The following is a 24,226-nucleotide window of genomic DNA, read 5'->3' as shown; positions in this document are numbered from 1 at the left end:
TCATCGACCTTATGATGGGATGATCTCACTGGCTTTCCGTTAGATTTGTCTTTCATCAACCTTATGAAGGACAGATCTTACTGGCTTTCAATCAGATTTGTTCTTCATCGCCATTTTTTATGAATTTCTATCATTCTAAATTGGATCAAGGCTGTACGTATGCTTGCACAGTACAACCTCACCCCTATTACTTAAAATCGTTTATTTTGTGTTCCTGTCGTATCCTGCTTGTTTAATCTTTAACCACTCTTGTAATCCTAAGCGGTCTAATTCTTTCAAATATCCATCCCATTCTTTTTCCACTTTGCCATTTTGAATCCATTCGGCCCGTTTTCTCATAACGAAAGCAAACATATCCGTTTCAATTGTTGTAAGTTTATCGCTATCTTCTAGTGAGAAGAAAACTCTAGGATAAATATTTTCTGCGGTCATATGAGGAGTCATAACATCCTTCATTAATCCTAATCTCCATGCAGCATCATCTGGTTTTGTTGTAACCTTTCCATAATACTCATCTAAAATCGCTAATGGTCCGCCGATATTTGTTTTTTGTCTTAATTCCACTGGCGCGGTTCCTTTTAAAGGTAAATGTTTTAGCATTCCTGCCGCTTCATTTAATTCAAAGATATTTTGTTGGGTTTTATCACCATACGTACCCCAGTTATCTTGAACTGATTGTTTTGGTTCATATAATTGATCAATCCATTTTGCAGTCAGTTCAATGTTCTTATCCGCACTTGTGATAACCATTCTGCCTCTATCAAATCCCATTCCATTGGTTCTGGCTACATTCACTTGGCCATCTGGACCAGCTAGCGGCTTCATTAGGTCATATTTGTCATTCATACCAGTAATATTTGCTTTATCCCAAGTGAAATATAAACCATAACGATTATCTTTGCCTTTTGCTAGATACGTGTTCCAATCTTGTTCAAACGCTTCAACATCGATTAGACCTTCTTTATATAACTCATTGAGAAATTTCATTCCCTCTTTGTACCCTTTATCTGATGCAGTAAACGTAACTTTTCCATCATTGCTTACAACCGTATGATCCCAGTTTTCACCAAGGCCAAACGAGCCAAATAAGAATGCTAGGTCTTCCCCGCCTGCTTGCTTTCCAATAAACGACATCGGGATTTCATCCGCTTTTCCGTTGCCATTTGGATCTTTTGTTTTAAAGGCAATCAATACTTGCTTTAATTCTTCTGTGTTTGTCGGCATTTTTAACCCTAATTTATTTAACCATTCCACATTGATCCATGGGAAATCATCAACCGAGTGAATACTTTCTTTTCCTGAACCTAACTCCTCAATCCATGGGAAAGAGTAAATATGTCCATCAGGAGCAGTCATCATTGATTTATATTCAGGTGCTGCCTCCAAAACCTTTTGTAGGTTAGGCATGTACTTCTCTATTAAATCTTCCACAGGAACAATCGCACCATCTTTTGCAAGTTTTAATAGATCATGGTCATTAAAACCTGCATCGAGGATGGCATCCGGCAGATCGCCGCTCGCCATTGCCAGGTTTCTTTTTTCAATAAAAGCATCGGAGGTATAGTTTTTCCACTTAATATGAACACCCGACTGATTTTCCAAACGCTTATAAATTATTTTTTTATTAGGATCAGCCGGCGCTAATGGTGAGCTTTGGGTCATAAAATTCAATGTCACTTTTTCTTTTAAAGGAAAGGAAACATCCTTTAGTTTGTACTCTTTTGATGATGCAGTTTCACTTTTGCTGCTGTTACTGCAGCCTGAAACTAGTAATATCGTAGCAAGTGATAAAGCCATAACTTTTTTTACATTTTTCATATCATTACCCTCCTAAATATTGTGTGTAAGCATTTACAATAAAATCTATTAAATTGGCTCATTATTTCAATGAACCCACCATGACACCTTTTTCAAAGTACTTTTGGAAGAATGGATACATGATAATAAGCGGCAGACTAGAAATAACAATCGATGAGTATTTGATCATTTCTGAAAGCTTTTTAAGTTCAGCCATAGCCTGCTGATCACTAATCATTCCTGGTCCAGTTTGATTTTGAATCAATATTGACCTCAAAACTAATTGTAATGGGTGCAATTTCGGATCCTCGAGATAAATCATCGCGTCAAAATAAGAGTTCCATTGACCAACAAACGCATACATCGCTAAAACAAAGATGATAGGTTTAGATAGCGGCAAAACAATTTTAAAGAAGATTAATAGATCGGATGCTCCATCCACCTTTGCTGCTTCATGTAATTCATAAGGAATACTTTTAAAATAAGTCCTTGCAAGGATAATATTCCAAACATTCACGGCGCCCGGTAGTAAAATCGCCCATGGGGTGTTTAACATTCCAAGGTCTTTTACAACCAGGTAGGTTGGGATAAGTCCACCGCCAAAGAAGATGGTGATAATAAATAGTGTCATAAAGAAATTTTTCCCGACAAAGCCATTTACCGATAATGGATAGGCAGCAAAAATACAAACCACAACGGTTATAACGGCAAATCCTACTGAATAAAGAATAGAATTGATAAAGCCATGGACCATCGCATCATTGGATAAAATCAACTGATATCCTTTAAAGCTCCAATCTGAAAAATTGAACGAAATCCCTTTATTTAATAACACCGTTGGATCCATGAATGACGCAAGAACGACATATACCAAGGGAACTAACACGATTAATACGGCTAAGCATAGAAAGATATTATTAAAGCCTAATATGATTCGGTCTATGCGGGTGTGCTTTATATTCATATCAAGACTCCTTTCTCGTTAATATAAACCTTCACCTTCGTTTAACTTCTTAACGATTTTATTAACTACGATTAACAAGATTACGTTAATGACTGAATTAAACAGGCCAACAGCTGTTGAATAAGCATAGTCGCCGGACTGCAAACCTACTTTATACACATAAGTTGGCAGAATTTCGGAAGAAGGCAAATTCATTGCGGTTTGCATTAAATATGCTTTTTCAAATCCAATCGACATAATCCCTCCAGCAGCCAGAATAAATGTTACTGCCATTAATGGTTTCAATGTCGGTAAATCGATGTGAATCATTCTTTGAAGAATATTTGCTCCATCAATCGTTGCTGCATTGTGTAATTCAGGGTCAACATTCGATAAAGCCGCCACGTAGATAATCGATGACCAGCCTGCCGCCTGCCAAATACCAGAGATAATATAGATTGATCGGAAATAATCTGGATTTGACATGAACATAAGCGGCTTTCCAGTTATGAAGCTAACCAGTTGATTGATAGGGCCTGTTGGTGATAAGAAAATAAACACCATACCAACAATTACAACCACAGAAATAAAATTTGGTGCATAGAGCACGAGTTGAATATTTTTTTTAATGGCCGCCCTTCGTAGTTGATTAAGCATCAATGAAAGGATAATAGGGACAGGGAACCCAACGATTAAGCCAAAAAAACTGAGTTTAAGCGTATTCATAAAAATGTCAGTAAAGTTAGGTGAAGATAAGAATTTGGTGAAATTATCAAATCCGACCCAATCACTTCCTAAAATCCCTTTGATCGTACTAAAATCTTTAAAGGCAATAATGGCTCCATACATCGGAATATATTTAAAAATGATTGTTAGAATAACAGCTGGAGCGATAAGCAAATAAAGATGATAGTTTTTCTTGATATATTCCAATTTGCCTGTCAGTTTCGAAGCTGCTTTCTTTTCCGCTTGGATCTGTACAACTGGTTCTTTTTGAACATTTACTAACTCTTGCAAGCTCTTAACCTCCTATCTAATAGCTTTTTTCTTTATCTGGTTTTAACTTTAGCAAATTTGGAAAAGGAGAGAGTTTAATATCTTCGGAAATGGACGTTTAAAATTTTCGGCAGTTGGAAACGGTTCCATTTACTTTTAGGAAAATTAACAAAGTATTCACGCATTTCTTTTGTTTTTTTATTTATGATTAAGGTGGATTGTTAAAACATATGAGAGGAAGTGGGAGATGCCTTTTAAAGCACGAACTGTCCCAGGTAAATTAATTATTCTAAGGATTTTAAACAAGAGAATGGATCAAACCGTTGACGAGAAAAAGTACTATTTGTACCAAGAAAAAGGCTTTGAGGGTGAAGTTCAGTTTGATTTATTAACAGAAAAGGTTAAGAGTGAGTGTTATATTTTAAATGATTTGCTGTTAAACGTTAACAACACAACCTTCCAACTTGATACCACTATCATTTTTCAAAAGAAAATTAGCTTTTTTGAAGTAAAAAATTATGAAGGCGATTATTGTTTTCGAAACGTCCGGTTCGAAACGCTGGCTGAAAAGGAAATTAAGAATCCACTGGATCAGTTGAGACGCAGCAAATCTTTGCTTCGCCAATTACTCCAAAAACACGGATATAATTTACCAATTGAGGGATATGTTGTTTTTATAAACCCACGGTTTACTTTATATCAAGCCCCCGTAAACGAACCCATAATTTATCCAACGCAGCTAGACGCACTTATGGAAAATTTAAATGCGCAACCGTCAAAACTAACAACCCAGCATAAAAAGATTGCTGAAAAACTAGTTTCGTTGCATCAGACGGAATCGCAATATTCCCAGGTACCCACTTTTAAGTATAGTCAGTTGAAAAAAGGGGTAACTTGTAAAGTATGCAGTTCGTTATCGATGTTTATCCAAGGAAAGAAAATAGTGTGTGGTGATTGTGGGTGCGAAGAGGTAGTTGAATCTGCTGTTTTGCGCATGGTGGATGAAATCAAGCTCCTATTTCCGGATCGAAAGATAACCACCAATCTTGTTCACGAATGGTGTGTGGTGGTTGAATCTAAGAAAAGAATAAGCAGGATTCTAGAGAGAAACTTTAAAAGAGTAGGTGTTCGTAACTGGACTTTTTATGAGTGATCTTTAGAATCTCTATAATAGACATTTTTCCTATTCCTTGTGGAGTTTTGTCCTTCAGAGCCCTTACGATAGACATTTTTCCTATTCCTTGTGGAGTTTTGTCCTTCAGAGCCCTTACGATAGACATTTTCCCTGTTTCCTTGTGGAGTTTTGTCCTTCGGAACCCTTACGATAGACATTTTTCCTATTCCTTGTGGAGTTTTGTCCTTCGGAACCCTTACGATAGACATTTTTCCTATTCCCTTGTGGAGTTTTGTCCTTCGGAACCTTTACGATAGACATTTTTCCTGTTCCCTTGTGGAGTTTTGTCCTTCGGAACCTTGATCATAAACAGCCCGGACCATTGGGAGGTTTTTCAGACAAAAAAACTCCCATAGTTCCTTAACTAGAGGAGATGCTCTCAAAGAATTTTATTCTGTTGCCAAACGGGTCATGAATGCATAGTTCTTTGGTTTTCCATGGAGTTTCTTCGATGCCAGGACGGGCGTACTTATAATCCTTTGAAAGAAGCTGTGAATGAAATGACTCGATGTTCCCCACTTCAATCCTCACCGCTGCACCTGGACAGCAATCACCATGATGCTCAGAAAGATGAATGATACAATTTTTATAGGATATTTGCATATACAACGGCATATTTTCCTCAAATCGATGCTCCCAATCCAGCACAAATCCCAGAAAACTCAAGTAAAACTCTTTGGCTTTAGACTCATCAAATATACGAAGGATTGGTGTGAGACTTTTCATGGTTATTTCAGGTTTATTCATTTAATCCCTGCCCCCATTTTATTGAATTTCTTTTAGACCTATATTGATTTTTTCTACAGCTTCCCTCGCCGAAGTCTTAACATCTTTCCTGCCGATTCCAACATCCTCAAACAATGTTCTGATTGCTTCACTGACAACGGGGTAAGCAGGAGTAACAGGGCGGTTCTTTGAAAATTTTTGAGTTTGCTGTAAAAATATGTTTTTAGGATACTCATTTAGCTCCGGAAAAGCTTTTGCTACAGAGAATCTCGCAGGAATATCACCTGTTATAGTTACATACTTTTTCATTCCTTCATAACTTGTCACATATTTAATAAACTTCCATGCTTCCTGCGGGTGTTTTGATTTAGAGGTGATTCCGAGCGCCCATCCTCCATTTGGAACAAACTGACATTTATCCTTTGGCAGTGGCGTTATTCCAAAATCTTCTCCCAGCTTGAATTCAGGGTGATTTTTTTCCAAATCTGCAAGTGTCCAAGAACCAAGCACAGTCATCGCCAGCTTTCCTTCTTCAAATGCACCACCAGGTATTTCTAGCGAAGCAACTCCATATTTATGATACAAATCTTGATAAAATTGTAGGGCCTCCAATGACTCTTTTGAATCTAAATACCCACTTGCCGTAGTTCCATCGGGGCTTAAAATATTAGCACCAAACTGCCAAAGGAGCGGTGTTTTAAAATAAGCGGGGGACTCTCCATCATTAAAACTCTGAGCCGGGTCAATACCGATCACATATTTAGCAGGATTATTAACTTTTTTAGCAATCTCTAACACTTTATCCCATGTTAATGGTTTATTAGGATCTTCAGACGGAAAAGGGACGCCTGCCTCTTTAAATAAATGTTTATTGTAAAATAAAGCAATACTAGACTCCACAATCGGTGCAAGGTAAATTTGACCCTTATAACTTAATCCTCGCAAGGTAGAGGCAGGGATATCATCAATCTCCCCCTCTTTTCGCATAAATGGGTCGATTGATAATAACGATCCGGTATTTGCATATAAAGCCAGCGTTGGACTATCTATCGTCAAAATATCCGGAGGGTTCCCTGCTGCAAGTTCTGTTCGCAGTCTTATTTCATAATCACTATATGGAATCGACTTCATATTCACCGAGATATTGGGGTTTGCTTTTTCAAAAGCAGAAACTAATTCTTCAAATGCTTTATTTTCACCCGTATTTCCACTATTTCGCCAAAACGTCAACTCAGTTCGTTCGGAACCCTTTGGTTTTTCCGCTCTCTCTTTTTGGCTGCTACCAGAGAATGTATCAAAAAAGGACAACGCATACACTAAAATACCCAAAAGTATAATTGCAAAAATAGTGAACCATTTTTTCATCTACATTCCCTTTCTTTCTTGAAAACTTAAACATCTAAGGCATTACGGAATTCAACAGGGGTTTTTCCAAAGTGTTTTTTAAAAACAGTACTGAAATATCCGGAGTTAGAAAAGCCAACTAAGTTTGCTACATCAATGATTTTTAGTTGCTTATCTCTTAAAAACTCCAGGGCTTTGTCCATTCGTAAATTCACCAGATAATCACTAAAATTCTGCCCGACATAATTTTTAAATGTTTCCGATAAATGAGCACTATTGATATGAAAGAGCTCCGATAATAAGGTAAGTGAAATTTCACTAGCATAATGCTGATCTAGATAATGCCGAACACTATCAACGATTAATTTCCCGTTCGAAAACCGCGCCATACGTACCTTTTCAATAATTAGCTGGGCTAATTGAAGGAGGTTTTCAAGCACTTTACTTTGCGAATTAAGTTCCCATATACTTTGTTGGCAATTCCAAATCGTTTTTTGAATATCTTTAGTTTCAATATCATATTTTTTTGCCAGTGACCCTAACAAAAATAACACTCGATTGGCAGCAAATGAAAAGGACAAAATCGATCCATTCCCTTGTAATAATAGTTGAATATTTTCCTTAAACGCCTCGAAATGAACATTTTCAATCGTATTTGTTAACTTTCTTTCAAAATCAGGTGAAAACTCAAATTCTTCTTCTTTCGTTATCGCGGCATCAATCACCTGTGATTGCGAGCCAAGTTGACTTTGACTCCAAGCAAGCAAACTGGAAATATAACCTGTCTTAAAGCTAGCTAGACCCTTGACAACATTTCCGATTCCAATCACCGTTTCTAAACTCAACAACCTTTTCACATTCTGTTGTACCCTTTCAACCAAATTAGAAGGACTATTTATATCTATTCGTATTAGAAAATGAACCATATTTGAATAGCTTGGGTCGTAAAACGAATAAGTTCCTGTATTCTCTTTTGAAATTTCCTTGCATAACATTTGGAAAGGAAGCCAGAGTTCCTTTAATCGATTGGGATTGCCATAACTCTCTCTAATTTCCACGGTGACAAATTGGACAACTGCGTCCTCATTTACAAGGTCCTCGATCTGAAGCTGGCGCAGTCTTTCAATGACCAATTTAAGCTGTAACCATTCCTCTTTTACTAAATAGAGCAAGTATTGTTCCTGCACTTCTTGCAATTGGGTGTGAACCAGATGACGCATCTGGGCCGTTTCCACTTGTTTTCGTCTCTCTTCCTCTATTTCTTTACGGATTTTTCGTAATGCTTCTACTAATTCATCCGGGGCTACCGGTTTTAACAGATAGTCTCTAACCCCTTCCTTCATGGAACCACGTACCAATTCAAAATCGCAATAACCCGATAATACGATTACTTTTACTTTTGGAAATTCCTGCTGACAACGTTTAGCGAATTCAATGCCATCCATAATGGGCATTCTCATATCTGTTATGACCAAATCAATATCCATGCAACCAAGCAATTCAAGTGTATCTTTCCCATTAGAAGCTTCGCCAACAATTTCAAAACCTTCTTCTTCCCAATCCACCTTCATTCGTAAACCTTTACGAATTTGAATTTCATCATCCGTGATTATGACCTTCATCATGTATATCACCTCTATCAAAATTTATACATAATGTAATCCTCGTGCCTACATTCTTTTCAGATTCAATCTGATAGGAAAAGCGTTCTCCGTAGTAAAGCTTTAATCGCCCAAGGACATTCTTTAGACCAATGCTGTTTCCTTTGCTCGCTAGGACACTAATCCTTTCATTCTTTGTTTCTTCACTCACTAAGTCTGATATCACTTCTTCAGACATGCCAATCCCCTTATCTTCTAAAACTATCATTATTTGATTATTCACTTTTTTCGTTTTAATAAAAATTTCAGCCGTGATCTTTTCTATAAAACTATATTTGACGGCATTTTCTACGAGCGGTTGGAGGATGAATTTAATAATAGAGAGATTTCTTGTCTCCGGATCCTCTACAATATCAATCGTGAGGGCATCCTCATATCTCACCTTTAAAATGTCGGTGTAGCTGCGAATATAGCTGATTTCTTCACCTAATCTCACGACGTCATTTTGTGTATTCAATGAATACCTCATCATCCGGCCTAAGTAGATACTTACATTCATCACCTCTTTATTCTTCCCCTGAACAGCTAATCCTCCGATGATTTCGAGTGTATTGTTCAAAAAGTGAGGATTGATTTGCAGTAATAGGGCTTTGTATTCCGCATCTTTTCGACGGATGTTGGCTTCATATTCTATTTCAATTAAATGCTTCAATTGATCGACGGTATGGTCGAATACTTTAATCACATAACCAACTTCATCATTAGACGATTTAATGGTTGGCATAAAGCGTTTTGCACCTAAAAAATCCCCATGCTCGATAAATTTCATCGCTTTTGCTAGTTTTCCTAAAGGGCTTACGATATTGGAAGAGAGCATGAACGACGCAAAGATTGTTATTAAAAACACAATCGCACTAGTAATAAGTAAGTTTCGCTGTAGAATATTAACTTTTGAGAATAAGTCAGACTTGGTCACTTCACTAACAAGAATCCAATCACCAACTGCTAACTTTTGGAAAAAAACAAAGTATTTGTCTCCCTGATAATCAGTTTCTAATAAACCTTTTTGTTTGGTATTATTCTTTATTTTAGTTAAACTATTTTTTAATACCCTTTTTGGGGTATCGATCTTCCCCTCTAATACATTTGCTCCCTGCTGATCCAATAAATAAGCATGTCCATTTTTTCCGATCGTGATTTTTCGTAAGGCTGTTTCTAGCAAAGATGAAGGGAAATTAACCTTTATAAATCCGTATGAAACAACCGTATTCAAATCAACGAGGGGCAAAATATAACTATTACTATTTCCTTGTGCTGGCATATATGGATCAATATGTGATTTTACAAATCGTTGTTCATTGATCGTAAAGTCTTTAAACCAATCTAGGTTGTGTAAGTTGGGGGTATTGCCCCATGCCCCCTCACCATTATTCAGAACGACTGAGATAGACATACCATTTGAATTGTTCACCATCATTGATGATAGCATCATTTTCAGTTGATTCTTCTGTAACAAGCTCTGTTCTTTCGGAATATTTGCATCCTTTTTTTCTAACTTTAACCACTGCTGAGTCGTTTGATTGACTAGGACCTGTTTTCCTAAATCCTCCGCCTGCGTTGTAATCAAGTCAATATAGAGCGAGTACTGATCCATTGCTTCTATTGTTAACTCCTGGGTCTGATCTTCAATAATTGATGTAAACCAACTTGGGATTATCATCGATAAAATGATTAATGGAATTGTTAACAAACAAGTAAAAATAATAAATAGGCGATTGCGTAAGGAAAAAAACATGGTATCCCCCCAAACAAAAAAGAAAACCCTTACATTCTATGGCTCAATCTATTAGTTTTGACTATTATTATCTATTCAATTTAACATATCCCCTATCAACTTACCACGGGATATTTAAATCCATAAAATAAGCAGAAACCGGATTTCGGCTCTGCTCATTTCTGATTCATATAGGCTTCCCGATATTCATTCGGGGTAATGCCCTCAACCTTTTTAAATACTTTGCGAAAATATTTGTCGTCTTGATACCCTATCATAGTAGCAATTTCATAAATTTTTAACTGGCTGTTTTTTAATAATGTTTTGGCCTTCTTCATCCGAAACTTCACAATATAATCGGATATATTGACGTTAAATTCTTGTTTGAATTTTCTCGAGATATATTCTCGACTGATATAAAAATGCTCGGAGATCTCTTGCAGTTTTACATCCCGATCGAAGTTCGCTTGCAAATACTTTTCAATATCATAAATGATGTTACTATGTTTCTGAAGGGTTCCTTTCTTAACTTTTTTCAAAAAGATAGCAATCTCTCGTTTTTTTCTCTGTTTGTATTCTTCAAGCATAAAGTGACCGTTTACATCAAAAAATATATCAATTCGTTTTTCGATGTCTTCAGCTGCTTTAACAGGTAGATTATAATGCTTAAACCATCTATTGCTGATCACCAAATATTCATTTTCTAAATGGAACAGCTGTTTTAATGATAGAAAGTGGTTTTCTGTAAAATCAGACTCGATTTGGTTGATTACTTCAACAAAGGCCCCAATCTCCCCAGCTTGTACAGCCATTTCTATGCTAGCAGAGTAGTCCATAAGGTTCCTTAATCCATGACTTGGAAGGTCCTCTATCACATGGACGCGAGTTTCTCTATCTTCCAAAATATTACGATTAAAAAATAATTGCTTAGCATGACGATAGGACTCAATTAAGCTGGAATTCTCATTAACCAGTTTACCTAAAACAATCGGACAAGAGATAGTCATTGTACCTCTTAGCATCTTAAAGATTTGTTTTAATAGTTCCCCTATTTGCTCAAACTTGTTCCAAAAGATAATCACAATTTCGCCTTTATTGGATAAGTAACGAAATCCAATTCCACATTCATTTTCCATCATAATTTCGTTAATGACGTTCAAAATCGTAAAGTAGGCTAAATCTCGATCTCCTTGAAATGCCTCAATTGTCTTTCCATTAATCCGAACAAGGGCTACTTGATAATTGTGAGACGGATGGATTCCAAAATCCTTAAACAAATCTCCCTTCAGGTTATCGCTATTTACTAGCTGGGTAAGCTTGCGGTCTCGATAAACCGGCTTCATTTCATTGATTAATTGAGAGCTGCTTTCTTTTCTCTCCCTGTCTAAAGCTTCCTTTTTCCATTCATCCACAGCTGTTTCCAACGTATGATTTAAGATTTCGGGATCAATCGGCTTTAGGAGATAGTCTGAACTTCCGAAATGAATGGCTTTGCGCATGTAGTGGTAATCATCATAACCTGTCACAACAATAGTTTTGCTGGTTGGCTGATTTTCTTTAATCCATTCTAAAAGCAGGACGCCATCCATTTTTGGCATTTTCATATCTGAAAAAATAATCTCTGGCTTATACTTTTGAATTAACTGTATTGCTTCTTCTCCATTTCCGGCTTCATAAATTTCATCAATTCCGTTTTGTTCCCAATCACCCAGGATCTTAATTCCTTCGCGAACGTGCTTTTCATCATCAACGATTAATGCTCTCATGAATGCTCCACCTCTTTTTGCATAACCTTTGGAAACTGAACGGTCACCGTAAAACCACTTTCTTCATTACTGTTAATAGTCATGTGTGCTTGATTCGCGTAATAAATCTGTAAGCGGTCATATATATTTTTTAAGCCAATCGTTTCTCTATGCTTCTCTTCTTTTGACACACCATGATATAATTCCTGCCTGATACTTTTCAACTGTTCTTCATTTGCGCCTATTCCATTATCTTTTACAGTAAGGCAAACCAACGCGTCATCCTGAACACTCGCCTCAATTTGAATAAATGCTTTTCCTACCTGCTGATCAAAGCCATGCTTAAAACAATTTTCCACAATGGGCTGCAAAATCATTTTCGGTATCATGATTTCTTGTACTTCTTTTGAGACATTTAATTCAAATTCGAACTGCTCGTAAAAGCGTTGTTTTTGTAACAATAAATAGGATTTAACATGCATCAGCTCTGAAATAAAAGGGACAATGTCCTCCTTCATATTCATACTGTATCTCATGATTTTCGATAATGAAGTGAGTAAGGAATAGACAGGAACGGCTTTCGATTTCAACGCCAAGGTACCAATCGATTGAAGGGCGTTATATAAAAAATGCGGGTTAATTTGTGACCGCAATACGCGCAGCTGTGATTCTTTATTTTCTATCTCCAATTTATATTCTCGCTCAATTAAATCATTGATTTTGGTAATCATTACTTTGAAATGCCTTCCTAACATCCCAATTTCATCGTTTCCTAATGAATCAAAATCCGCCTCAAATTCACCTTTTTCTACTTTTTTCATGTTATCAATTAATACCTTGATCGGTGCGGTTATCTTAAATGAAACAAACATGGTCGCAATTAACACAATAACGAGCGTCACGATACCAATCAAAATGTTGATTAAGGCCGTTTCTCTTGCACCTTGATAGAGTACATTGTAAGGAATTCGTTTCACAATATACCAATTCTTGTAGGGGGCGGAAAACTTATCGTGAACAATCACACCCGAGAAGTGTTTATCCTTCCATTCCGTACTTTTACTGGAGGCGGACTCCTTTTTTACTTTCCCAAACCACTTTTCTTTATTTTCCTTGCCGATCATTGATTCATTGGAGGAGTATATAATAACTCCTTTTTCATCCATAATGTACAAGTCTTCCATGTCCTTTGTATATAAGCGGCCGGCAATCGCACCTATTTTGGAAAGATTAATATCAATAGACAAAAAGCCTAATAGCTTGTCTGACGGTACGTCACGAAGGATGTTATGAAAGCTTAGGACATTTTTCATTTCCGAGTTTGGGATAACTGATATATTGTTATAACTATACATTTCATGGGGCGGTTCAATAACGGAAAAAAGGCTTTTATATCGATTTAATCGTGCATAATAAGGATGCGAAAGGATACTCTCATACTTTGCTCTGCCGCTAATTCTAGAATGATAATTAGTATAGGAATCCTTTCCTTTATCAATGTAAATGTGCATTTGTTCAATCTCAGGCCGTGTATTAAATAAATAAGCAAGAGCTCGTCGAACTTCTTCCCGATTAGTGTTTAAATTCTGTGATAGCCCATCCCTCATCACATTCATAAATGGTGTATATCGGTAAAGAACGGACGACATCTGGGCCACATCTTCCAAATAAACAGTTAGTTCATCTTCACCTTTGACAATCAGGTCATGATTGGTTGAAACAAAGCGATTATTAAGAGACTGTGTTGTTTGGTAATAAGTAATCGCGATCGAACTTCCAAAAGGCAGAACCGTTACTAGTATTAAAAATATAATAAGCTTTTTACGAATTCCCCACTGCATATCATCTTGGTTAGTTATATGAAAAAAATAGAACTAACCTTCCTCCAATTAATGAATTTTCTCCATTGTAACAACTATCTATATCCATTCCTATGGCATATATTGACTTGTCAATAGTAATGACTGTTCAATATATTCCACCCTACTGGTCAATGTAAGCCGTTTCATAATTTTTATTATTCTCTAAAATGAAATTATGGAGGTGCAGGTAATGAATATGCAAAGTAAGGTGGAAAAAGTTGAATCCTCAGTATTAGTAAATCCAAAAAACGCAGCAGTATCGAAGTCAGTTTCCTTAAATAAAAATAAGAAACTGAAAGAAGCAGGATTATTTGCTCTATTTGTAGGACCCGTTTTATTAGCTTTTATGCTCATTGTTCTGATTCCTTTCTTTACAGGAATTTATTATGCCTTTACAGACTGGAACGGAATCACAGGAGCGGTTAAATGGGTGGGCTTGGACAATTTCAAGTACATTTTCACCGAGGACAAGCAATTCCAAGCTTCCTTTAAACTTACAACGAAATATACAGTCGTTGCCATTATCTTAACAAATGCAATTGGGTTTGGGTTAGCGTTACTTGTCACCCAAATGTTGAAAACGAGAAATATTTTACGGACAGTGTTCTTCATGCCTAACTTGATTGGCGGTCTTTTATTAGGCTTTATCTGGCAGTTTATTTTTGTCAAAGGCTTTGCCTCCATCGGCGCACTTACTGGTATCCCTCTTTTTGAATTAGCTTGGTTAGGCGATAAAAATACCGCCTTCTGGGGAATTGTGATTGTCAGTGTATGGCAAGGTGCAGGCTACATTATGATTATCTATATTGCAGCATTACAGAACGTTCCTCAAGAATTAATTGAAGCAGCGAAAATTGACGGTGCAAATAGGTGGCAGATTCTTCGTCACATCACCATGCCCCTCGTCGCACCAGCTGTTACCATTTGTTTATTTTTAACAACGGCATCATCCTTTAAGGTCTTTGATGCAAACCTTTCCCTGACGAATGGCGGTCCATTTAAGTCAACGGAAATGTTAGCGCTTAATATTTACACAGAAGCATTTGTTAATAACCGTTACGGAATTGGTGAAGCAAAAGCACTTATTTTCTTCCTTGTTGTCGCAGCTATTTCTGTAATTCAAGTGACATATTCGAAGAAAAAGGAGGTTGAGTCCTAATGGGAAACAGGTACACAGGAAAAACATTTATTGTTGAAATCCTTGCCATCCTGCTTGGCCTAGCCTTTTTAGTCCCTTTCTATTATGTTATAGCAAACTCCTTAAAACCGTTTGCTGAGATTTTAACTAACACTTCGGCCCTGCCGTCCGTGCTGCAGTTTGAGAACTATGTGAGCGCCTACGAAAAACTGAACTATCTGAAGGTATTTTCAAACTCCTTAATCGTTACAGTTGTGAGTAATATCGTTCTTGTTATCTTTTGTTCAATGGCGGCGTACATGCTGGTCCGAACAAAAAAGAAGATCAGTAACGTGATTTTCATGATTTTCGTTGCAGCGATGATTATTCCGTTTCAATCAATCATGATCCCGCTCATCAAAACAGCAGGTACCTTTGGACTTTTAAATAGCGTCTGGGGTCTTGTCATTATGTACTTAGGCTTTGGATCAGGGATGACTATTTTCTTGTATCACGGTTTTATCAAAGGAATTCCCGTCGAGCTTGAAGAGGCAGCAATTATCGATGGCTGTTCAAGGTTTGGCGTATTTTGGAGAATCGTTTTTCCACTATTAAAACCGATTACGGTTACGATCGTCATTTTAAACAGCTTATGGATTTGGAATGACTTCTTATTACCATCACTTGTTCTTCAGGATCCGGAATTAAAAACGATTCCATTAGCAACGTTCTCCTTCTTTGGACAATATACAAAGCAATGGGATTTAGCACTTGCAGCATTGGTTATGGGCATCATTCCGTTGTTAATCTTCTTCTTTGCGATGCAAAAACACATTATTAAAGGGATTACCAGCGGATCAATTAAGTAGTAATAATTTAGTTATGGGGAACTACCTCTGCTATCTGTTTGACAGATAGCAGAGACTAATATAAAAATAGATTTTACAAACAGGAGGGAATTTTAATGGGGATCAAAAAGTATTCTTTACTTGCAGGTGTACTATCCGCTTCACTTCTATTAGCAACAGCTTGTTCTAGCGACAGTGCATCTAGTGATAAAAAAAGCAGCGGTAGCAAAGACGGGAAAGTAGTTGTTGATCTTTTTAATGGGAAAGTTGAAATCGCTGACCAATTAAAGGCATTAACAGACCAATATACAAAAGAACATCCAGAAGTTACCTTTAATATTGAAACAGTTGGCGGTGGCGCAGATGGTTCTGCAGCCTTAAAAGCAAAGTTTGCTTCCAACAAAGCTCCTGATATCTTTGGTAATGGCGGTTATCAAGAGGCTCAAACATGGAAAGATAAATTTGAAGATTTATCCGACCAGCCTTGGGTAAAAGATGCCTATGAGAGCGCATTACTTCCTATGACAATCGATGGAAAAATTTATGGTCAACCTGTTAATATGGAAGGCTATGGTTTTGCCTACAATAAAAAGTTATTTGCAAAAGCTGGTATTACAGAACTGCCAAAAACCTTCACGGATTTAGAAGCTGCTTCGAAAAAACTGAAAGCTGCCGGGATTACTCCTTTCTCTGTTGGCTATGCTGAATGGTGGGTTTTAGCAAACCATGGTCTTAACGTTCCGTTCGCTTACCAACAAGCGGATGACGAAAACTTCATTAAAGGCTTAAACGAAGGTACAGCAAAAATTGAAGGCAACAAATACTTCAATGACTACTTTAAGCTTGTAGACCTAACGATTAAATATGGTAATAAAAATCCATTAACAACTGACTACAATACAGAAGTAACACAATTTGCCAACGGCGAAACAGCAATGATTCAGCAAGGTAACTGGATCCAGCCGATGCTAGATAAATTAAGTCCTGGCATGGAAGTTGGTTTCATTCCATTGGCACTGACTGATGATGCAGCACAAGCAGATAAATTAATGGTTGACGTACCAACAAACTGGGTAGTTCATAACAAAGCTCCTGAAGCAGATAAAAAAGCGGCAAAAGATTTCTTAAACTGGATGGTTTCATCTGAAGAAGGTAAAACAGCATTAGTTAAGGAATTCAAATACATCCCTGCTTTTAAAACAATTGAAGCAAAAGCAGAAGATATTGGACCACTAGGTGCAGAACTTCAGAAATACTCTCAAGAAGGCAAAACCTACTCTTGGCAGTTCATGAAATATCCTGATGGTGCTGGACAAGAATTTGGCGCTTCCCTTCAAGCCTATGTTGGCGGCCAAAAATCTAAAGCAGAAACAGAAAAAGCTTTAGATGCAACTTGGGCTAAACTAAAAAAATAGTATGAGTATATCAACAGGCTCCTCTCAATCTGAGAAGAGCCTGTTAACATTTAACTAGTTCTTATTCACGATCCGGGCTATTGACCATAATTCCAGCCACTTGCGTTAAGCGATCATAAAAGGCCTGCCCTGCTGGTTGTTGATCAAGCCCAATTTCTTCAAATGCTTCCTTCATACAGCGAAGCCAGCATGCAGCTCTTCTCGGTGTTACTTCAAATGGTAGATGCCGCCCTCTCATTGCTGGCGGACCAAATTCCTGAGAATAAAGGGCCGGACCTCCTAAAAACTGCGGGAGAAACATTCGCTGCTTGCGCTTAATTTCTTCCATGTCCCCTTCAAACAATGGTCTTAACTCAGGGTCAGCATATACTCGCGGATAAAAGGCATTGACCAGTTTATCAATTGTTTCCTGCCCGCCTATTTCCTCATAAAGCGATTTAAGTTTGTATTCCAATTTCGTCACCATCCACTTTTATTTTTTCCCCTATTTTTTGATTATTATAAAGTTAAAGCGGAGAGACTTTTGTGATTGATATCACAGTAAATTAAAAAATACATAAATTCCCACGCGTTGAAAAGGTGTTTAAAATAACTTTCTAAAAAATTGTGGTATCCTAATATAATATGCTGGGTTCATATTAGTAATTAATCGGACCATTTTGGTTTATAGTACAAGCGGTCTTTCAAGAGGTGTAAAGAATGAATAAGGCCTGGATTTACGTTGGTTTAACCTGTTTGTTTGAATTGATTTGGGTATACGGATTTAATGAGGCTCAAACCTGGTGGCAGTGGGCAATCGTCGTTGGAGTTATTTTTTTAGACTACCATATTCTACCTATGGCATGCGAGACTCTCCCCACAGGTACTGTTTATGCGATATTTGCCGGAATAGGTACAATTGGAACGGTGTTAATGGATATATATCTTTTTGGGGAAAGCTTTAGTCCTGGGAAGGCTTTTTTTATCTTGACTATTGTCATTGGCGTGATCGGATTAAATCTCTCAGACAAGGAAGATGAAAAAACAGCCGTAAAGGGAGTTGCCTAATATGGGCTGGGTTTTTGTCTTTTTAGCAGCTGCAAGTGAGGTCGCCGGTGCGGCTGGACTCAAATTATACAGCCAGCAAAAAACGCTCCGAAATGGTGTTCTATATATTGGCGGGTTCGGCGCATCACTAGCTTTTTTATATGTGTCATTTCAGTTTCTTCAACTAAGCATTGCCTATGCCGTTTGGGTCGGAATTGGGACAGCCGGTGCTGTTTTTATTAATATGTTTCTTTTTGGTGAATCAAAAAACCTTGGGCGCATCATTAGCGTCATTTTAATTATTATAGGTGTTGTCGGCTTAAAGGCACTATCATAATACTTAAAAGGGTCAGCTCTCAGGTAAGTTAACGCGTAACTTTTCGGGGACTGACCACTGCTTTTACGGTGCTACTAATTCCACTTTGATTCGATCAGGATCTTCGATAAAAACAGCATAATGAGAATCTCCTCCGGCAAATGGATGTTTATCCTGATAAAGAATGATTACCCCTTTTTCCTTTAATTGTGTTGTTATTTGATTAACCTGCTCTCTTGATACTGCCTGAAAAGCTAAATGGTTCAGGCCGACTCGTGAGCGATGGTAAGGAACATCTAGAAAACGTTCATCAGTTTGTACAAATACGATATAGGTTTCTCCATGTTTCCAGCTGATACCAGAATCCCATTTTTGGTATGGTTCATATCCTATCTCCGTTAAAAACCACTCCCAAAATTTAATTGATCTATGTAAGTTGGAAACATTGATTTCTAAATGGTGCAACATTGGGCTTCTATCTCCTTTATGGCTTACCTGATTTTCCCCAATTCCTCTAAAAATGCAGGCCGTCTCATGTACTTTTGTCTTAATTCTCCGATCAGCTTATGTGAATGAATCGTTCCACAAGCATTTTTGTAGGTTTTTATGATTGAACAAACCGTACGATATTTTTTTCGATCCGTAGCCTCCTCCGCCGAGTATTCAATATACTTAATAAAAAGGTTGTTTACTTCTTCTAAATATTCCTTAATTACATATGGATAAAGGTCCGTTATAGATGAAATATGATTTTGACAATAGTTTAAAAGCTCATCAGACAAATTTTCCTCTTTTAATATTGAGAGGTACACAGAGGGCTGGTACTCCATCTTTTTAAAATCATCAACAAGCTTTTTCAAAGTAACATCCCATTCATTTGCTGCATATAATTCTTGTAGTTTTAAATAATATGTAAATTCATTTTTGAATAATAGTTCCCTCGCTAATTGCTTTTGTTGTTCTATATCTCCAAGTAATTCATTGGCTTGATATCGGTATACCCGCCACTTATGGACAAGGCCTCGATATTCAGCGTCTGCTTTTTCTCCATCCAAACATAGTTGAATCACTTTCTTATAGTCGCCTTTTCCTAATTCATTAGCGATTGCCTTTTCACGAAACTCGGTATGTTTGATATTCTCATATATAAATTTCTCAGCTGCATCTACACCATCACATCGTTCAATGATTTCGAACTGTAGCAATTTTATTTGTGTTTTTTCAAATCTTTCACTCCAAGATGATTCTGTCTTCTCAAAGAGGGATTTTAGCTGTTTTTCTAACTTTTTTCTCAAATCTTTAATAGGAGAATAATAGGTACAAATTTTTAAAAGAGCATAGCGCCAATCACTCCAGCCATTATAATGTTCTTTTAAAGCTTCTTTCACGATCGCGTCAAAAAGCCCCTTCTTCTCTTTTTCATTAAAATTGGGCAGACTGGCAATTACTGCATCGTCAATCGTTCTTATCGCCCAATTCATAACGTCACCGATTGAGCCATTTGAGTCATCAGAAAAATTGAGCATTTTTACAACAGGTGACAATACAACTAGTGATAGTAAAATTGCACTCTCCCATTCACCTTTATCTACTTTTTCTCGTGCTTTTTGGAGAGTCAGATCTGCACCTTTTTATGCTGGGGCCACGTGACGCCAATCGATGAAACCTTTCCTTTTTGCACGATTAATAGATTCAGTAATAAGCTTTTTCGCTGATGAAATTTCGTCTTTATGAGGAGTGTATTTAAAAAGAAGTTGTTTTTCAATTTCGGGGAAATCATCTGACAGGTCAAGAATAATCCTCATTAATTCTTCTTTATTTTGATTGGTAAGGATAGTTTTTAAATCGATTTCACTTCATCGTGAGGTATTGTTTGGATTAGATGGATTCATGCTTTTCACCCCGTGTGGATTATATATATTAATTGTATCATTTTAAATTAAGAGCAGCCGAAAATTGGAAGCACAAATTCGCCCATAAAAACACTAAATACGCCCATAGAAGACCAATATTCGCTCATTGAAACCAAAGATTCGCTCATAGAACTCAAAAATTCGCCCATGGATGGGGAATGCATTTAAATAAATTATAAATGTCCAAATATCGTAGTGTAATATTACACAAAATATGATTTTTATTAAGCTTCTCCTTGAGTTATAACAGAAACTCTTATAATTATTAAAGGGATTTAATAATTCATAATAAAAATACCACAAGTTAGATGCTAACTTGTGGCGGCTCTATTTACGAAAATAATTTTTGAAGAAGGGATTTAGGTTTTTTCCTCAACTTATCCACTGAGTTCTGAATCCCGTACATGATCACGGATTTACTCATAAATAAAATAACCATTTGGAATGGTCTTAATCTAACAAACGAGGCAATTCCCAATCTTTTTAAAATAAACATCCCAGGATAGGCAAAAAGAGTATCTAAAAATAAATTTAAAAAGAGGTAACGAATAAAATTACCAAAAGTGAATTTTAATATCCATAAGGATCCTACAAAAAATGGACCCACCATGAATGGCATTTCGCCAATTGCGTTAGGAATGATTTTTTCATAAATTCGCCACCATACTCTTCTTTTGGCGATAATACTTTCAACTGCTATCCAGACAACAATAAATAAGGCTCCTGGATAAAAGCGCTTAATGGTTAGCTTCCCTAAGAACGGCACTGTCAACCAAGGTAATAACATCATTAAGAGCAAAATCATTTTATTCTTTCTCATCTATATGCCATTCCCTTTTTCTTTTTAGAATGCGCAAATTGGAAAAATTTATTTATTATTATACAAAAAAAGGTATTTTTTCCACCTAATTTTGATTTGAAAAATGGATAATTAAAAATGAGTGACTATTTTTTTGTATAATAAGCAAGTCCAAACAATAGCAGAGGCAGCAGACCAGCGAATCTAAACCATCCCTCCGCACCGCCAACATAGAGCGAGATGGTTGGTATCGCAAGGGCAATCCCACTCCACAAAAAGGCTTTCCATGATTTTTTCCAAAGACCCCTAACAAAGAGCAGCACGGATGCTCCAATTAATAGCCAATAGACGATTCCTACCAAGAAAAAATCCATTAAATCTCCCCCTGTAAAAATATTCTTTATCCATATATAATATGTCTTATTCACCAAACGGTCCTTTTACTATAGGAAATGTACTTTACTCGGCTTATTACTTAAAATGCCGGTAATGTAGTTATGAATATTATGATAGGATTATTCTATGCTAGTCCACCTTGTGGGTTTTCTTTATAAAAAACGAATAATATCTTTGCTGTCCCTCATACCATTAGGATGAGGAGAGACTGATGTCATGAGATAAGAAGGGAGAAAATGAAATGCTGCAACGTCCTTTAGCAAGTGAGTATCCAGAATACTATAAACCTTATGTGAATCTAGTTCCTGAGGGTAATCTATTAACACTTTTGAAAGAGAATTTGGTCAAAACGATTGAACTTTTTGAGTCGCTTTCGGAAGAAGATGGCCACTTTCGCTATGCCGAAAATAAATGGAGCATCAAAGAAGTACTTGGCCATATGGCAGATACGGAAAGAATTATGAGCTACCGGCTTCTCCGTGTTGGACGGGGAGACCAGACTGCTTTGGCAGGTTTTAACGAGAATGATTATGTCCAAGGTTCGCAAATTAATAACTTACCAATAAAAAATATTCTCGAGGACTTTATTGCCATTAGAAAAGCTAGCCTTACCTTAATTCAAAACATGCCGGAAGAGGCTTGGGCAAACATTGGCTTTGCCAATAACACTGAAGTCACTGCCCGTGCCATCGGCTACATCATAGCAGGTCACGCCCTCCACCATTATAAAATCGTCAGTGAAAGATACCTTACTTTATTGAAATAAACACTTTTATCGAATTTAAAATGGTATCAGGCACCACTAGTAAAACCCGTGAGTTTAGTTTTAGCTCATGGGTTTTTATTGATTTTGGTAAAAATTCACTTGCGAACATTTGTTCTTTGTTTTATAATCAAAATATCGGTAATAATAAGAAGTGAGCATCTCTTAGGGGTTTGACTGGCTTATTTCCTATCGAGGATAGCAAAAAAATACTTTTAAACCGAGGAGAGATTTATTATGACATTACGTTTGATTCCCTATTTAGTGATGGATGGAAATGCGAAGGAAGCGATTCAATTTTACGAAAAGGCTCTGGATGCACAGGTTCTCTTTTCTCAATCTTTCGGTGAAATGCCAGAAAACCCTGAATTTCCATTACCTGCCGAAGCCAAAGATCGTGTAAGTCACGCGACGATCAAAGTGGGAGAAACAGAAGTAATGTTTTCTGATACGTTCCCAGGGCAACCACATCAAAGCGGAAATCAAGTGACTATCTGTATTTCAACGAACGACGCAGACCATGCGCATAAATTTTTCGAAGCCTTACAGCAAGGTGGTCAAGTGAATATGCCTCTTCAGGAGACGTTTTTCAGCCCAGCTTATGGTAGTCTAACAGATAAGTTCGGTGTGAACTTTCAAATCTTCACTGAGGGTCGACAATAGATATTTACATACGAAATAAATGCATAAAAGCCCGGTCCATATGCGACCGGGCTTTTCCACATTAGTTTCCTTGATTAGTTTTTTAACCCATTTTAGTTCGCGAAACGGCTGGCTGATATTTTCTCATCGGGGCTTTTTCTAGAACTTCTTGCAGATAGAGGTTTCCATTCGGACTTGTTTTCTTGAGCAACTCTAACAAGTATGTAATATCATCTAGAGCTCTATGTGTTTGGTAATTTGTGATGTTATGCGCTTGTAATAGGGTTAATAGTTTCCCATTTGGAAAGCCGTAATTTTTCCAAGGGATGTTTCTCATTGTGCAATACCACTTCAGGTCGTTGACTTCCGGATACATGTGATAAAGAAAGCTTCGGTCAAAAGAAGCATTATGGGCGAAGACCGAATCGGCACGATGGAAATAGGTTTTTATTTTTACATCATAAAAGCTTTTCCCTTGTACTAACTCGTAAGGGATTCCGTGAACTCGATAGGCTGTGTCATAATTATTTCTTGCTGAGCGGGAAAGCGGCTCACGCAAAAAGGAGTCTTCATCGATAATATCGATAACCTCGCCAGTATCTGCTCGATAGGAAAATAACTTTAATGCGAGCTCGATTACTTCATCCTTGGTAGGACCTAAACCGGTTGTCTCCACATCTAATACTAAACCCAATTTTTCTGACCTCATCTAAATGATCATCCCTTTAATACTAAACTTTATCCCATTATACCAAAGCTTGCCATAGGACTCTATCTCCAAAATGTACCTTCATGTGAATTCTACAGGAGAGGAACCTTAGAGAGTGACCGTGACCGATATTTTTCGATGAGTACGGGCACTGTGATCCCCTCAGAGTGACCGTGGCCGATTTTTTTCGATGAGTTCGGGCACTGTGATCCTCCCAGAGTGACCGTAGCCGATACTTTTCGATGAGTTCGGGCACTGTGGTCCTCTCAGAGTGACCGTGGCCGATTTTTTTCGATAAGTTCGGGCACTGTGATCCTCTC

24 protein-coding genes are annotated in these 24,226 nt (G+C 37.2%); 8 read left to right on the top strand and 16 right to left on the bottom strand.

Features of this window, described 5'->3' with window-relative positions; all coding sequences use genetic code 11:
- Nucleotides 1-201: 201 nt before the first annotated feature.
- The 3 genes from J7E77_RS13960 to J7E77_RS13950 all read right to left on the bottom strand — a co-directional run bounded on the left by J7E77_RS13960 (nt 202) and on the right by J7E77_RS13950 (nt 3,715).
- Nucleotides 202-1,818, bottom strand: a complete 1,617-nt coding sequence (locus J7E77_RS13960) for an ABC transporter substrate-binding protein (protein WP_214715130.1) — start codon at nt 1,816-1,818, stop codon at nt 202-204.
- 61 nt (nt 1,819-1,879) lie between these two features.
- Nucleotides 1,880-2,761: a carbohydrate ABC transporter permease gene (locus J7E77_RS13955; protein WP_214715128.1), complete on the bottom strand. Its 882-nt coding sequence runs from the start codon at nt 2,759-2,761 to the stop codon at nt 1,880-1,882.
- 18 nt (nt 2,762-2,779) lie between these two features.
- On the bottom strand, nt 2,780-3,715 hold the full coding sequence (locus J7E77_RS13950) for an ABC transporter permease (protein WP_246869768.1): 936 nt from the start codon (nt 3,713-3,715) through the stop codon (nt 2,780-2,782).
- Nucleotides 3,716-3,983: 268 nt separating this feature from the next.
- Here J7E77_RS13950 and J7E77_RS13945 point away from each other — a divergent pair, with 268 nt between their 5' ends.
- Complete coding sequence (locus tag J7E77_RS13945; protein WP_214715125.1) at nt 3,984-4,889, top strand: nuclease-related domain-containing protein; 906 nt, start codon at nt 3,984-3,986, stop codon at nt 4,887-4,889.
- A gap of 381 nt (nt 4,890-5,270) precedes the next feature.
- Here the strand turns inward: J7E77_RS13945 and J7E77_RS13940 are convergent, their stop codons facing one another.
- The 6 genes from J7E77_RS13940 to J7E77_RS13915 form a co-directional block, all read right to left on the bottom strand.
- Complete coding sequence (locus tag J7E77_RS13940) at nt 5,271-5,657, bottom strand: glyoxalase superfamily protein (RefSeq protein ID WP_214715123.1); 387 nt, start codon at nt 5,655-5,657, stop codon at nt 5,271-5,273.
- Nucleotides 5,658-5,675: 18 nt separating this feature from the next.
- Nucleotides 5,676-7,001, bottom strand: coding sequence for an ABC transporter substrate-binding protein (locus tag J7E77_RS13935; protein ID WP_214715121.1), 1,326 nt, complete (start codon nt 6,999-7,001; stop codon nt 5,676-5,678).
- A 26-nt stretch (nt 7,002-7,027) separates the two neighbouring features.
- Nucleotides 7,028-8,605: a response regulator transcription factor gene (locus tag J7E77_RS13930; RefSeq protein WP_251026623.1), complete on the bottom strand. Its 1,578-nt coding sequence runs from the start codon at nt 8,603-8,605 to the stop codon at nt 7,028-7,030.
- On the bottom strand, nt 8,580-10,376 hold the full coding sequence (locus J7E77_RS13925; RefSeq protein ID WP_214715119.1) for a sensor histidine kinase: 1,797 nt from the start codon (nt 10,374-10,376) through the stop codon (nt 8,580-8,582). Before J7E77_RS13925 ends, J7E77_RS13930 begins: the two co-directional genes overlap by 26 nt.
- Nucleotides 10,377-10,531: 155 nt before the next feature.
- Complete coding sequence (locus J7E77_RS13920) at nt 10,532-12,121, bottom strand: response regulator transcription factor (RefSeq protein ID WP_214715117.1); 1,590 nt, start codon at nt 12,119-12,121, stop codon at nt 10,532-10,534.
- Nucleotides 12,118-13,941, bottom strand: a complete 1,824-nt coding sequence (locus J7E77_RS13915) for a sensor histidine kinase (RefSeq protein WP_214715115.1) — start codon at nt 13,939-13,941, stop codon at nt 12,118-12,120. The genes J7E77_RS13920 and J7E77_RS13915 overlap by 4 nt, the downstream gene beginning before the upstream one ends.
- A gap of 211 nt (nt 13,942-14,152) precedes the next feature.
- Here J7E77_RS13915 and J7E77_RS13910 point away from each other — a divergent pair, with 211 nt between their 5' ends.
- From J7E77_RS13910 to J7E77_RS13900, 3 genes are all read left to right on the top strand, one after another.
- On the top strand, nt 14,153-15,121 hold the full coding sequence (locus J7E77_RS13910; RefSeq protein ID WP_214715113.1) for a carbohydrate ABC transporter permease: 969 nt from the start codon (nt 14,153-14,155) through the stop codon (nt 15,119-15,121).
- Nucleotides 15,121-15,948, top strand: a complete 828-nt coding sequence (locus J7E77_RS13905; RefSeq protein WP_214715111.1) for a carbohydrate ABC transporter permease — start codon at nt 15,121-15,123, stop codon at nt 15,946-15,948. The genes J7E77_RS13910 and J7E77_RS13905 overlap by 1 nt, the downstream gene beginning before the upstream one ends.
- Before the next feature lie 95 nt (nt 15,949-16,043).
- A complete protein-coding gene (locus tag J7E77_RS13900; RefSeq protein WP_214715109.1) occupies nt 16,044-17,342 on the top strand; it encodes an ABC transporter substrate-binding protein in 1,299 nt (432 codons plus the stop codon).
- Between the two features lie 61 nt (nt 17,343-17,403).
- On the opposite strand, the gene J7E77_RS13895 is transcribed toward J7E77_RS13900, so the two are convergent.
- Nucleotides 17,404-17,808 (bottom strand): globin domain-containing protein, encoded by a 405-nt coding sequence (locus J7E77_RS13895; RefSeq protein WP_214715107.1) that lies wholly within the window; start codon nt 17,806-17,808, stop codon nt 17,404-17,406.
- Nucleotides 17,809-18,041: 233 nt separating this feature from the next.
- Here J7E77_RS13895 and J7E77_RS13890 point away from each other — a divergent pair, with 233 nt between their 5' ends.
- Nucleotides 18,042-18,389: a DMT family transporter gene (locus J7E77_RS13890; protein ID WP_214715105.1), complete on the top strand. Its 348-nt coding sequence runs from the start codon at nt 18,042-18,044 to the stop codon at nt 18,387-18,389.
- Nucleotide 18,390: 1 nt separating this feature from the next.
- Entirely contained in the window at nt 18,391-18,705 is a 315-nt protein-coding gene (locus J7E77_RS13885) for a DMT family transporter (protein WP_088085642.1), read from the top strand.
- A gap of 63 nt (nt 18,706-18,768) precedes the next feature.
- On the opposite strand, the gene J7E77_RS13880 is transcribed toward J7E77_RS13885, so the two are convergent.
- The 5 genes from J7E77_RS13880 to J7E77_RS13860 all read right to left on the bottom strand — a co-directional run bounded on the left by J7E77_RS13880 (nt 18,769) and on the right by J7E77_RS13860 (nt 21,770).
- Nucleotides 18,769-19,152, bottom strand: coding sequence for a VOC family protein (locus J7E77_RS13880; protein ID WP_214715102.1), 384 nt, complete (start codon nt 19,150-19,152; stop codon nt 18,769-18,771).
- Nucleotides 19,153-19,175: 23 nt separating this feature from the next.
- Nucleotides 19,176-20,165 carry a hypothetical protein gene (locus J7E77_RS13875; protein WP_214715100.1) on the bottom strand — a complete coding sequence of 330 codons (990 nt, stop codon included), beginning with the start codon at nt 20,163-20,165 and terminating at the stop codon, nt 19,176-19,178.
- Nucleotides 20,166-20,315: 150 nt separating this feature from the next.
- The gene (locus J7E77_RS13870; RefSeq protein WP_214715098.1) at nt 20,316-20,489 is read right to left on the bottom strand and encodes a hypothetical protein; all 174 of its coding nucleotides are present in this window, start codon (nt 20,487-20,489) and stop codon (nt 20,316-20,318) included.
- Between the two features lie 439 nt (nt 20,490-20,928).
- Nucleotides 20,929-21,417, bottom strand: coding sequence for a hypothetical protein (locus J7E77_RS13865; protein WP_214715096.1), 489 nt, complete (start codon nt 21,415-21,417; stop codon nt 20,929-20,931).
- A gap of 125 nt (nt 21,418-21,542) precedes the next feature.
- A complete protein-coding gene (locus J7E77_RS13860; RefSeq protein ID WP_088085639.1) occupies nt 21,543-21,770 on the bottom strand; it encodes a hypothetical protein in 228 nt (75 codons plus the stop codon).
- A gap of 263 nt (nt 21,771-22,033) precedes the next feature.
- On the opposite strand from J7E77_RS13860, the gene J7E77_RS13855 reads away from it, so the two are divergent.
- Both J7E77_RS13855 and J7E77_RS13850 read left to right on the top strand, forming a co-directional pair.
- Nucleotides 22,034-22,558: a DinB family protein gene (locus J7E77_RS13855; protein WP_214715095.1), complete on the top strand. Its 525-nt coding sequence runs from the start codon at nt 22,034-22,036 to the stop codon at nt 22,556-22,558.
- A 234-nt stretch (nt 22,559-22,792) separates the two neighbouring features.
- Complete coding sequence (locus tag J7E77_RS13850; RefSeq protein ID WP_214715093.1) at nt 22,793-23,218, top strand: VOC family protein; 426 nt, start codon at nt 22,793-22,795, stop codon at nt 23,216-23,218.
- 82 nt (nt 23,219-23,300) lie between these two features.
- Here the strand turns inward: J7E77_RS13850 and J7E77_RS13845 are convergent, their stop codons facing one another.
- Nucleotides 23,301-23,906, bottom strand: coding sequence for an exonuclease domain-containing protein (locus tag J7E77_RS13845; RefSeq protein WP_088085635.1), 606 nt, complete (start codon nt 23,904-23,906; stop codon nt 23,301-23,303).
- Nucleotides 23,907-24,226 lie beyond the last annotated feature (320 nt).

It is taken from the genome of Bacillus sp. ISL-77 (assembly GCF_018613105.1).
This window is presented reverse-complemented; position numbering and strand designations above follow the sequence as displayed.

Excerpts from the sequence above, each read along its gene's own strand:
- J7E77_RS13920 (WP_214715117.1), bottom strand. The coding sequence starts at position 12,121 with ATGAGAGCATTAATCGTTGATGATGAAAAGCACGTTCGCGAAGGAATT.
- J7E77_RS13875 (WP_214715100.1), bottom strand. The coding sequence starts at position 20,165 with ATGAATTGGGCGATAAGAACGATTGACGATGCAGTAATTGCCAGTCTG.
- J7E77_RS13880 (WP_214715102.1), bottom strand. The coding sequence starts at position 19,152 with ATGTTGCACCATTTAGAAATCAATGTTTCCAACTTACATAGATCAATT.
- J7E77_RS13890 (WP_214715105.1), top strand. The coding sequence starts at position 18,042 with ATGAATAAGGCCTGGATTTACGTTGGTTTAACCTGTTTGTTTGAATTG.
- J7E77_RS13860 (WP_088085639.1), bottom strand. The coding sequence starts at position 21,770 with ATGGATTTTTTCTTGGTAGGAATCGTCTATTGGCTATTAATTGGAGCA.
- J7E77_RS13855 (WP_214715095.1), top strand. The coding sequence starts at position 22,034 with ATGCTGCAACGTCCTTTAGCAAGTGAGTATCCAGAATACTATAAACCT.
- J7E77_RS13850 (WP_214715093.1), top strand. The coding sequence starts at position 22,793 with ATGACATTACGTTTGATTCCCTATTTAGTGATGGATGGAAATGCGAAG.
- J7E77_RS13895 (WP_214715107.1), bottom strand. The coding sequence starts at position 17,808 with ATGGTGACGAAATTGGAATACAAACTTAAATCGCTTTATGAGGAAATA.
- J7E77_RS13925 (WP_214715119.1), bottom strand. The coding sequence starts at position 10,376 with ATGTTTTTTTCCTTACGCAATCGCCTATTTATTATTTTTACTTGTTTG.
- J7E77_RS13870 (WP_214715098.1), bottom strand. The coding sequence starts at position 20,489 with ATGAGGATTATTCTTGACCTGTCAGATGATTTCCCCGAAATTGAAAAA.
- J7E77_RS13900 (WP_214715109.1), top strand. The coding sequence starts at position 16,044 with ATGGGGATCAAAAAGTATTCTTTACTTGCAGGTGTACTATCCGCTTCA.
- J7E77_RS13960 (WP_214715130.1), bottom strand. The coding sequence starts at position 1,818 with ATGAAAAATGTAAAAAAAGTTATGGCTTTATCACTTGCTACGATATTA.
- J7E77_RS13885 (WP_088085642.1), top strand. The coding sequence starts at position 18,391 with ATGGGCTGGGTTTTTGTCTTTTTAGCAGCTGCAAGTGAGGTCGCCGGT.
- J7E77_RS13955 (WP_214715128.1), bottom strand. The coding sequence starts at position 2,761 with ATGAATATAAAGCACACCCGCATAGACCGAATCATATTAGGCTTTAAT.
- J7E77_RS13945 (WP_214715125.1), top strand. The coding sequence starts at position 3,984 with ATGCCTTTTAAAGCACGAACTGTCCCAGGTAAATTAATTATTCTAAGG.
- J7E77_RS13915 (WP_214715115.1), bottom strand. The coding sequence starts at position 13,941 with ATGCAGTGGGGAATTCGTAAAAAGCTTATTATATTTTTAATACTAGTA.
- J7E77_RS13865 (WP_214715096.1), bottom strand. The coding sequence starts at position 21,417 with ATGAGAAAGAATAAAATGATTTTGCTCTTAATGATGTTATTACCTTGG.
- J7E77_RS13940 (WP_214715123.1), bottom strand. The coding sequence starts at position 5,657 with ATGAATAAACCTGAAATAACCATGAAAAGTCTCACACCAATCCTTCGT.
- J7E77_RS13845 (WP_088085635.1), bottom strand. The coding sequence starts at position 23,906 with ATGAGGTCAGAAAAATTGGGTTTAGTATTAGATGTGGAGACAACCGGT.
- J7E77_RS13935 (WP_214715121.1), bottom strand. The coding sequence starts at position 7,001 with ATGAAAAAATGGTTCACTATTTTTGCAATTATACTTTTGGGTATTTTA.
- J7E77_RS13910 (WP_214715113.1), top strand. The coding sequence starts at position 14,153 with ATGAATATGCAAAGTAAGGTGGAAAAAGTTGAATCCTCAGTATTAGTA.
- J7E77_RS13930 (WP_251026623.1), bottom strand. The coding sequence starts at position 8,605 with ATGATGAAGGTCATAATCACGGATGATGAAATTCAAATTCGTAAAGGT.
- J7E77_RS13905 (WP_214715111.1), top strand. The coding sequence starts at position 15,121 with ATGGGAAACAGGTACACAGGAAAAACATTTATTGTTGAAATCCTTGCC.